This is a genomic window from Phaeodactylibacter sp. (genome assembly GCF_022763345.1).
Lineage (GTDB): Bacteria > Bacteroidota > Bacteroidia > Chitinophagales > Saprospiraceae > Phaeodactylibacter.
Genome location: NZ_JALEGS010000111.1, coordinates 130,754 through 140,797, shown reverse-complemented (window position 1 = coordinate 140,797; position 10,044 = coordinate 130,754). Strand labels below are relative to the sequence as shown.

Annotated in this window: 2 protein-coding genes; both read right to left on the bottom strand. The window is 50.8% G+C overall.

The features are described 5' to 3' along the window. Positions 1-5,764 (bottom strand): HYR domain-containing protein (locus MRY86_RS26620; RefSeq protein ID WP_293572081.1); only part of this gene is annotated, 5,764 nt, incomplete at its 3' end. Between the two features lie 216 nt (positions 5,765-5,980). Further along, positions 5,981-10,030, bottom strand: a complete 4,050-nt coding sequence (locus MRY86_RS26615) for a two-component regulator propeller domain-containing protein (protein ID WP_293565310.1) — start codon at positions 10,028-10,030, stop codon at positions 5,981-5,983. Positions 10,031-10,044 lie beyond the last annotated feature (14 nt).

Genomic DNA, 10,044 nt, shown 5'->3' with positions numbered 1-10,044 from the left:
CTTCGGTATCGTTGACAGTTACGTTCAGCGTGCAGGTAGCCGTATTGCCAGCCCCATCGGTAGCGGTGGCGGTGACGGTAGTGGTGCCGGTGTCAAATGCCGATCCTGAAGCTGGTGCGTACTCGAAGCTGGCCCCCGGGCAATTGTCGGCAACCGTTGGTGTGGGGATACTGACCACCGCGCTGCACAGCCCTGAATCGTTATCTACGGTAATATCCGCTGGGCAGGTGATGCTGGGGTCCTCGGTGTCCGTCACGGTGACGGTGAAGGAGCACTGGTCGCTGCCTTGGGAGTTGGTTGCTGTGGCCGTCACCGTGGTATTGCCAACTGGGAATGCGGTGCCCGGGTCTTGCGAGTAGGTGATGGTGGAAGGAGGGATGCCGGTGGTCTCCGTAGCCTCAAAGGCGACCACTGCGGAGCATTCACCTTGGTCATTGCTGACGGTGATATCCGCCGGGCAATTGATATCGAGCGCCACATCGTCGACGGTGATATTAAAGGAGCAGCTGCTGGTATTGCCGGCCCCGTCGGTCACCTCAAAGGTATTGGTCGTGGTGCCGATCGGGAAGGTGGCGCCGCTGGCCAGCCCTGCCGTCTGCATGGTGGCAGGCGTGCAATTGTCGGTACCTGCCGGGGCAGTGTAATCGACCACCGCACCGGCCCCGCTTGTGGCCGCAACGGTAATATCCGCCGGGCAGTTGATAGCCGGATCCTCGGTGTCGTTGACAGTCACGTTCAATGTGCAGGTAGCCGTATTGCCAGCCCCGTCGGTAGCCGTGGCGGTAACGGTGGTAGTACCCACATCAAATGCTGATCCTGAAGCTGGCGCGTACTCGAAGCTGGCCCCCGGGCAATTGTCCGAGACAGTTGGTGCGGGGATATTGACCACCGCGCTGCACAGCCCTGAATCGTTATCTACGGTAATATCCGCTGGGCAGTTGATGCTGGGGTCTTCGGTGTCTGTCACGGTGACCGTGAAGGTACAGCTGCCAGTGTTATTGCTGGCATCGGTAGCGATGACCGTCACGGATGTGGTGCCTACGTCAAAGAAAAAGCCGGAAGCCGGGCTGGCTACCGCACTTACCCCCGGGCAATTATCGCTTGGGGCAGGGATGCTGAAGCTTACATTTGCTCCACATTGGCCGGTATCGTTACTCTGGGTGATATTCGACGGGCAGTTAGCCGTTGGGTTCACATTATCGACTGGGGTAGCCGAGACGGTGAACACAAATGGGGTTTCATCCGGGTCATTATTGCTGATGGAGATGGTGGCCATTTGCTGGCTGCAATCCTCATTGGCAGGATTGTAATCAATTTGGAAGGCGGTAGCGCCCGCAGGAGCGATTGTTGTTGAGGAAGGTTGAGTAACGCTAAATGAAGCAGAGCCACTGATAGCTACGGTTGGAGAGCCATCGAGCAGCAGGGCTATATCTCCAATATTGTTGATGGTGAAGGTGCCCGAGGCACTCCCGCCCATGATGTCCACGTTGCCAAAATCGTAATTGCTGGCATTATTCGTTAGGCTGTTCATGTCAGGGTCTTGCACATCAATTTCTGCATTGCCGTTTACCTCCACATTGAAACTGCAAGTAGCCGTATTGTTAGAAGCATCCTCGATGGTATAGGTGACTACACTGCTGCCGATATTGAATTGCGTGCCGCTTGCGTCCGATCCACCGCTGCCGGTGGTTACCCCGGAGATAGCGTGTGTGATGGTGGGGGAAGCGCAATTGTCATCGCTGCTCACCGGTGCAATATTGATGACCGTGGCGTAGGTTTGACCGGCATCAACGGTTTGCGTGACATCGGCTGGGCAGCTGATGGTAGGGTTTTCCGTATCGTTCACTATCACGTCAAAAGTACACTGGCTGGTATTGCCAGTACCATCGGTAGCGGTGACGGTGACCTGGGTGGTGCCTACATTGAAGAACGAGCCGGAAGCCGGGCTGGCGGAAGAAGTAGCCGAGCAGTTGTCGGTGGGGTCTGGAACGGTAAAGCTAACATTAGCGCCACACTCCCCTGCATCATTGCTTATGGTTTGCGTGGCTGGGCAGACTACAACCGGGTTTTCATTATCTGTAAAAAAAACTTCGCTTGATCCGATATTGTAAGAGGAAGCACTTCGGATATTGCCACATATATCATCGGCTAATGGGGTAGAGGTATCCGCAGTGCCATCCGCATCGCTGTTAGGTATTACCGGATAATAGCCGAGTCCATTAGCACAGGTGGAGAGCCCGCAGATGACGTCATCGCTGGTGGAAAAGAAGGTAGGGCAGCTACCAGAGCAGGACTCTACTATATTTTGTACATTGACTTGAATGAAAAGGCCGCCAATATTTAAGTCGCTAGGGGATATATTATTGACGATGATATTGTTCGTTAAGCTAAGGAAGGAACTGCTATTATTAATGTCTACGGCAGCTCCATTTGGGGAGGTATTTTTGGCAATGGTGCAATTGGTGAGTTTTACCACTCCGCCTACAAATCCATTGGAAATGGCTCCTCCGCTGTTGTTCGCCGTATTTCCTGTCATTGTACAGTTGATAAAAGTATACGATCCACTAGTAGTGTAGGCCCCGCCTCCAAAGGTATTTGTTTGATTGTTTTGGAAAGAACAGTTGCGGATAGTATAAGTACCGATACTTAAACTAACTCCCCCTCCATAGGGTCCGTAAGCAATATTCCCATTAAACAGGCAATTATCGATTTCTACGGTTGACGCATTTTGGATACGTAGTCCCCCACCACTACTGGCTTGATTGGAATCAAACGCACAGTTTGAAATGATGAGGTTCGCATTGTTAGATCCACTATTAAGCCCCCCACCGGAATTAGATCCAGTTAACAGGCCGTCTTTTACCGTGAGGTGCTCCAGGGTTACGTTCAAAGAAGACGCAGTAAGGTGAAACACTCGGTCTGTATTATTTCCATTGATGATAGTATTGCCGCTCCCATTGCCTGTAATAGTGACATCTGCTGTGATATCTAAATCCCCCGTTGCAGCAGCATCTTCGCCTGCGCCGGTGAGGCTGAGCACAATAGGCGTGCCGTTTGTAGAGGCATCAAAGGTGATAGTGGTTCCACAATTACAATCACCAGAGGTCAGGTCAGAGCCGGCATTGACATTACGGATGGCTTCGCGCAGGGTACAGTTGCCATCTCCTGAGGTAAGGTTGTCGGCGGTAGAGTTGACAAGTATGCTGCCACAATCAAGGGTAACATCCACGGTGAAGCTGCAATTGCCGATAAGGCCAGCGGCATCCGTGACGGTGTAGGTCACTACACTGCTGCCGATATTGAACTGCGTGTTGCTTGCATCTGCCCCGCCGCTACCGGTGGTCGCCCCGGAGATGGCGTGTGTGATGGTGGGGGAAGCGCAATTGTCATCGCTGCTCACCGGTGCAATATTGATGACCGTGGCGTAGGTTTGGCCAGGGTCGACGGTTTGCGTGATATCGGCTGGGCAGCTGATGGTAGGCGGTGTGCCGTCATTTACTGTTAAGTTAAATGTACAGTCGCTGGAATTACCCACAGCATCGGTCACGGTTAGAGTAATGAGTTGATTAAGGCTTCCCCCACTACCATTAATCTGTGTACCTGGCGCAGGGCTTTGTGTGATGGTAGGAGAAGAACCTGTAGAGCTCGAAGCTGTTGCTAGAGAACGATAATCAGGTATACTAAACTGACAATTAGTGTTAAAAGATCCCGTTTGGTCAGGGGGGCAGGTGATGGAAGGGGGGGCTGGGTAACCGGAACTGCAAATCTTTAAAGTAAATGAATTTAGCGTACCGATGTCGCCGTCCCCGAAATCACAGACATATAGCGTCCATGTACCTTGTACATCCTCGCCGGCTAGCACATCATTAAAAGCCCCTTCTTCTGGTTCGAAAGTACCTGTAAAGGGGGCATTCGCAGAATTAATGGAAGGAAAACCATCTTCAAAGCGCGTGTTGGTATAGTTTTGGCCGCCGCCATATACCGACAGAACAATATCCGCCCCGCTAGGGGCTATCAATGTAATAACAAGGTCAGCGTTAAAAGTATGGGTAATGTCCATTTCCAAATAATCTATACGCGTCGCTCCGAGCCCTATCTGCCCCGGTATGTCTACATCTACAGTAGAGGTCGTTGCAGAAGAACAGTCGAAAGCTCCTGACCCGAAGACTGGTACAGGTTGTGGGGTGTCCGTAGCGGTATAGGTGGTGCAGTCTGGGCAGAAGTTGTTGGGATCTTCTACGGTGACAGTTGCATCACAAGCGCCTATATTACCGGCTATATCTATGACAACGAGGCTCACAATATTAGCGCCTAATTCTTTGCAGGTGAAATCAGAGGGGAAAACAAAGCTGGATGCGACATCAATTGACCCTCCATCTACTTCGCTGGGGGTAATACTTGCCGTGCCATCAAAAAGTAAAGCGATAGTGGCGTCTTGGCACACAGGTTCATATAGGTTTGGGCAATCGTCTTCTACCTCAGCCTTGGAATTACAACCAGTGGCGTTATTGCTGATTATCATAATTTGGTAGGGGAAGTAGATACTGTCGCATATCCAGTCGATACTGCAAGTCGAAAGAGTAGTGTTGTCTGTGATTCTTAGTTCTCCACCCACGGAAGAGAGGTTGTTGAGCGCTTGTATGCTGGTCAGCGTATCATTATTTTCAATCCGGAGGTCTGATGCAATGGAAGCAATGTTGTTGAGTCCTTGTAGGCTGGTCAGTGCCTCATTATCTGCAATTAGAAGCCTGTCTAAGGAAGTAAGACTACTAAGCCCCGCGATGCTGGTTAGTGCATTATTGCCTCTGATTTCAAGTCGTCCTCCTAAAGAAGAAAGATTGTTGAGGCTCGTGATACTGGTCAGTGACTCATTTAATACAATAGAAATGTCAGTTCCAACGGAGGAGAGACTTTCGAGCCCGTTGAGGCTGGTCAGTGCGGGGTTAGTACCGATGATAATGAATGATGCAACGGAAGATAGATTACCTAGTCCATTCAGGCTGGTCAGGGTATTGTTATATTGAATTAAGAGGTCATCACCCACGGAAGAGATATTGTTGAGTCCATCGAGACTAGTCAGAGCATCGTTTCTTCCAATCCAAAGGGTGCCTCCTATAGAAGTTAGCATATTGGGTCCATTCAGGCTGGTCAGTGCATCATTCTCCTCAATCTGTAAGTCGCCTACAAGAGAGGAGAGGCTACTAAGCCCTTGTAGGCTAGTCAGTGCATCGTTATCTATAATAAAGATGTCATTACCCACGGAAGAGAGGTTATCTAGCCCTTGGAGGCTGGCCAGTGCATCGTTATATCTAATAGCGATTTCATTACCCACGGAAGAGAGGTTGTCGAGCCCTTGTAGGCTGGTCAGTGCATCGTTAGAACCAATATAAATGTTACTACCTACGGAAGAGAGGTTGTCGAGCCCTTGTAGGCTGGTCAGCGCGGCATTAACCAAGATAAAAAGGTTATTACCCACGGAAGAGAGGTTGTTGAGTCCTTGTAGGCTGGTCAGGGCGCCATTACCGCGGATCAAAAGGAAGGTTCCCACGGAAGATAGGTTATTGAGCCCTTGGAGATCAGTAATATCACTACCCTCAATAGTCAATGAACCCGATATTTGGCTACAATTGGGATAACTGACCGCAAAGTTATCGACCTCTGCCTGGCTATTGAGTGTTACATTCCCTACAGGGCACTGGGCGTCGAGCGCTGTCGGCAGGGCCAGCATAAAAGAAGCGAAGAGGAGAAGGAATAGATATTTCATGTTCAACTGAAGTTTAGGCAGCAGCACAGGGGACACTTCCGGGACTAGCGTCACCGGTGCAGGCAATTTTTGTTTTAGTGAGTCGGTATACTTGAGCGCGTAAATATGAAGAATGTAGCCAGGGCGAGGATTAAGCTATGTTACCTAAGCTTATGCATATGTTGCATGTTGGCAAGTTATTAACTTATGTTGCAGGGGCCGTTAACTTATGTTGCATCAAGTGTGGAATGTGCTGGGCGGTTGACCAAAGCGCTCTTTGAATTTGGTAGAGAAGTAGGTTTGGTTTTTGAATCCGACCAGCATGGAGATTTCTTTCACACTGTAGGTGCCCTCCTGTAGCAGGTGGCGGGCGGCATCGAGGCGGTAATTGCGGATAAAGGTGGAGGCGGACTGTCCGGTGAGGGCTTTCAGCTTGCGGTGCAACTGCGTACGGCTCATGTATACTTCCTGCGCAAGCTCTTCTACGGCGAGGTCTTCGTTGCTCAGGTTTTTTTGAATGCTCCTTTGCAGTTTTTGCAAAAAGGGATGCTCACTTTCGGGCGGTTCTGGTTGGGAGACAGTCAACTGTCTAGTACTGTATTTTTGCTGTAGTTTCTGCCGCATCTCAATCAGCTTTCTGATTCTGACCGTCAACTCTTTAACGCTGAAGGGTTTGGTGAGGTAGGCGTCCGCTCCGGTGCCGATACCCTGCACTATGCTGTCAACGGTAGATTTTGCGGTCAGCAGAATGATGGGAATATGTGCAGTGCGTTCGTCCTTGCGCAATTTTTCTGTAAGGCCAAAACCATCGAGCCGGGGCATCATCACATCGGAAATGATGAGGTCAGGGATCAGTTTTATGGCTTTTTGAAACCCATCTTCCCCGTTTATGGCTTCGACGGCTTGGAAGTGGGCCGGCAGGGATTGGCAGATAAATTGTCTTAGGTCTGTATTGTCTTCCACGACCAGAATAAGCTCCTCGTCCATAGGAGCCGGACTGGCTTCTTCCGGTTCGTTTTCAGGGGCTGCAACGGCAGGCAGGCTGAAGGCAGGGGTAGGCGGCTCTGCCTTGCTCTCGCCAACCGTTTGCAGTTCGGTGCGTACGGGCAATAGCAATTCGAAGGTAGTGCCCTTTTCGTACTGGCTTTCAACGCTGATCGTCCCGCCCATCAATTCTACCAGCTCCTTGGTCAGTGCCAATCCAATGCCAGTGCCTTCGTGTTCGCGTACGGAGGAGTCATTGGCCTGGTAGAAGCGGTCGAAAATACGGGGTAGGTCTTCTTGCCGGATGCCGATGCCGGTGTCCGTTACCGTGATTTTGAAGAAAGCTTGCTGCTTTTGTTCCACTTCTGACAAGGTAGCCTGTACCTGCCCGCCTTCGGGGTTAAATTTCACGGCGTTGGAGAGCAGGTTGTAAAAGACCTTTTCCAATTTATTTTTATCGAGGTAGGAAGGCGCAACTGACTGCGGTGCGGACAGCTTCAGGGTAATATCTTTTTTCTCTGCCAGCGGAAAAAACAGGCGGTAAACCTCGCGGAATAGCTCTCCAATATCAGCTCTGCGCAGGTCTTGCTGCATCTGCTTGCTCTCTAGTTTCGACAAATCCATAAGCTGGTTCACGAGCAGTAGCAGATGTTCACTGTTTCTCAGGGCCATCTTCAGCCGCTCTTGGGCTTTCTTGTCTGAATGCTCGGCGATCAATTGCCGGATGGGTTCGATAATCAGGGTGAGGGGCGTGCGGAATTCGTGCGTTACGTTGGAGAAGAAGTTAGTTTTGATGCGGTCTAGCTCTGATAGCCGCTCGGCTTCTTTTTGCTCGAACGCCAGCTGATTGCGCAGCTTATTCCGGTTGAGCTGAAAACGGTATAAAGCAATGACGGCCCCTGAAAATAATAGTAAGTAAGCGGCATACGCCCAGGTAGTCCGCCACCAGGGCGGGTGGATGACAATACGAAGCCGGGCGGGCTTTTCATTCCAAACCCCGCTGCTGTTGCTGCCTTTGACTTCAAACAAGTATTCACCGGGCACCAGGTTGGCATAGGTCACGCTGCGGTCGGTCTCGGCGCGCACCCACTCCCTGTCGACGGCGGACATCCGGTACTGGTATTGGTTCTTTTCCGGGATAGTATAGTCCAAGGCTGTAAACTCCAGGGTGACATGGTTTTGGTGCCAGTCCAAGTCTATACGCTCCGTAGAGGCGATAGATGCTTTCAAAATGGGCGTTTGCCCGTCTTCCAGCGGCTGTCCTATAGCCACCTCTTCACTATGTATCTTCAGCCCGGTGATATGCACGGGCGGAATATAAGGGTCTGGCTTGATCTGGTCCGGGAAGAAGGCCGTGATGCCATTCACCCCACCGAAGAATAGCTGCCCGGTCGTTTCGTTTTTAAAAAAAGCGCCGGTGTTGAATTCGGTTGCCTGCAGGCCATCTTCGGCTTTGTAGTTCCGGAAGACTTCCTGGCGGGGGGCAAAGCGGGACAGTCCCCGGTTGGTGCTCAGCCATAGGTAGCCTTCTTCATCCGCAAGTACGCCATAGACTACGTTGTCTGGTAGCCCCTGTACGGTCGTAAAGTGCTCACACTGCCCGGTCTGCTTATTGAGTTTATTTAAACCGCCCCCTTTGGTACCTACCCACAGGTAAGTATCCGGCTCATCGGGGTCATCCAGACAAGATGCCACGCTGTTGTGGCTGAGGCTTTGGGCATCGTTAGGGGCGTTTTTGAAAAAACGGCAGCCTGAAGGTTGGCTATTTTGATCCAGCTTCAGCTGTACCAGCCCTTTGGGGCCGCCTTTCCAGAGGTTGCCCTGATGGTCTTTGTAAAAGCAAAAGTAGGAGGATCCCATCACTGGCATTCCGTCCGCTCCGTTGCAGGAGATAGGCTGGCTTTTTCCCGTCAGCGGGTCAAAGCGCAGGAAGGCCTCCGTGTTGCCAGGGAACCAAAGCTTGCCTTGTGCATCCTCAATGATCTGGCCGAACAAAGGGTCGACGTCTTCCAGCAGGTAAGTTTGCTGTATTTCGAATGCTGTATCTAGTTGGTAAAGCTGCGCGGGCGAACCATGCGAAACGGCCCAGATATTGCCATCTTTTGCTTGGTACAAGCCGCGGATATCATCGGGTAAGGGGTATTCTTCCGACAGGGGCAGGAACCGCTTCTTTCGGGTTGAATAGGCGCTGGCCCAAAGCCGGCTGGTAGTAAAAAGCTGCCCCTCTGCCTCAGTAATAAAAATAACACTATTTCCTTCGTCCAGGTGCTCAAAAGCCGAGGATTGTGTCTGGTACTTATAAATGCCATATCCATTGGTGCCTATCCACAGTGTATGGTGGTCGTCGAAATACATGGAAACCAGGCGCGTCGTACCCCCAACATTCAAAACGGTATCAAATTGCAATTGATCGGCAGGCCGCATAGGGTTAAAGGAATAAAGCCGGCTGTCAAAACCAGTAGAAAACCATATCTCTTCTCTGTCTTTCAGAATGGCAAGGTCATAAACGCTTGCCAAGAAAGGCTTTTTCGCATTTTTGATCAAAAGCGGCTCCTTTTTATCCCGGTACCGCATTAAGCCCAGGTTGGAGCTTGCCCACAGGGTGCCAGGCGGGTACTCTGTCATCTTCCTGCTCCATAATTCACCTTTACCATTATTGAGCACAACCGGCTCAAAACTTTCGTCATCCACATTCCAGGAGAATATCCCGTAGCCTATAACCCGGATCAGCATTTTTCCAGTTGAGGTGCAGAATATACTAGATACGGTATTCTTAACCCCATCGGGTAAGGGGAGAAAGGCCGTTTCAAACCGAGGAGGCTTTCCCGGCGCTAGTTGTTGCGTGAGTTTCAGTTTATATACTCCATTATCTGTACCGATCCAGAGGTATCCTTCCGTGTCTTTTGCAATAGAGGAGACTTGGTAAGCAGGTAAACCAGGCGAAAGAGCATCCTTAAGGATGATCGGGTAGAAGACTTCCCGTTTATGGTCGAAAAGGTTCAAACCTTGTGATATGGTACCTACCCACATATAGTCTTCGGACTCCTCCAATAGGCATGCGATCTCGTCTCCGGAGATGGATAAGGAGTCAAAGGGGTTGTGCGTAAAAACCTTGAAGGTGTGCCCGTCGTAGCGGTTTAGGCCATTATTGGTCGCAAACCACATAAAGCCGTCACTGTCCTTCAAAATGTCATTGATCATGCCCTGAGAAAGCCCGTCCTGTACCGTGATGCTTGTGAAAGGCTGAGCCACTGCCATGAGGGCACTCCAAAATATGAAAGCTATGAAGAGACAATACTTCATGGATTGGTCTTAGG

Bases quoted from the DNA above. Each gene is read 5' to 3' on its own strand.
- MRY86_RS26615 (WP_293565310.1), bottom strand. From the start codon at position 10,030: ATGAAGTATTGTCTCTTCATAGCTTTCATATTTTGGAGTGCCCTCATG.